The following is a 1179-nucleotide window of genomic DNA, read 5'->3' as shown; positions in this document are numbered from 1 at the left end:
AGGTATTAAAAAACATATCGTTCTCTAGTATGATTAAATCACCACAAAATAAACAACTGAGAGGACGATATGCTATATGAATGATTCTATCAAAAAAATGCTGAGAATAATAGAGAAAGATTTGATGATTACAGAGGTCTCTTACGAGACCCTTCAGAAGAAAAAGACGTTGGTCGTCGATGCTGTTCTCTCGCCTACTCCTCGTGCTTGTAGAAGTTGTGGTTCTACTGTGGTAGATGGAAACGGGAAAGCAATTATAGTGAAAAATGGGAAGAAGGAAACAATTGTCCGTTTTGAACAATACAATCATATGCCTTTGGTTATGCGCCTAAAAAAGCAGCGCTATACCTGTAAAAACTGTCGCACCCATTGGACTGCTCAAAGTTATTTTGTCCAACCCAGACATTCAATCGCAAATCATGTTAGATATAAAATTGCTTCTTTACTGACTGAAAAAGTATCTTTATCTTTTATTGCGAAAAGCTGTCAGGTATCTTTGACCACCGTTATTCGTACATTGAAAGAGTTTAAAAGCTATTTACCAAAGCAATCTAAGAAGATTCTCCCAAGAGTATTGATGGTTGATGAATTTCGTTCGCATGCTTCCATAGAAGATAAAATGAGCTTTATTTGTGCAGATGGCGAAACAGGAAAATTAATAGATGTTTTGCCTACGCGTAAATTACCTCGATTAACAAGCTATTTCTTAGGTTGTACCAATCCAGAAGAAGTAGAATTCTTGGTGACAGACATGAACGCCGCCTACTTCCAGCTCACCAAACGTGTTCTGCCAAATGCGAAAGTCGTGATTGATCGGTTTCATATTGTCAAACACATGAATCAAGCGTTCAATGAGTTGCGTATCCGTGAAATGAATGAACTTCGTAAAGCCGGACAGAAAAGCCAGGCAGAAAAACTGAAAAAGAACTGGCGCTTTTTGCTAAAAAATCGTGCAAACATCAACCATTATGAATACAAAACATGGAAAAGTTTCCGAGCACCAAAATACCCATTTCTTACTGAAGCAATGATGATTGATCGATTGCTTGAGTTTTCTCCGCCCCTAAAGGAGGCGTATCGCTTTTTTCATGAATTAGTTGAAGCCTTTCGAGACAAAGACCCTGACTTATTTTTCTCCTTATTGGCAGAACTTCCCGAAACGTTAGATGACGGCTTTCG

The 1179-nt window shown here is 38.3% G+C and carries 1 protein-coding gene; it reads left to right on the top strand.

Annotated elements, in window-relative coordinates:
• Positions 1 to 76: 76 nt before the first annotated feature.
• On the top strand, positions 77 to 1179 hold a 1103-nt coding region (locus tag IGJ25_RS17145), incomplete at its 3' end, for an ISL3-like element ISEfa11 family transposase (RefSeq protein ID WP_438779486.1).

Origin of the sequence: Enterococcus sp. DIV0240d, assembly GCF_051711245.1 — a bacterium.
In the GTDB taxonomy this organism is placed as follows: domain Bacteria; phylum Bacillota; class Bacilli; order Lactobacillales; family Enterococcaceae; genus Enterococcus_D; species Enterococcus_D casseliflavus.
The sequence above is the reverse complement of the archived record's forward strand: the minus strand, read 5'-3'. Positions and strand labels throughout refer to the sequence as shown.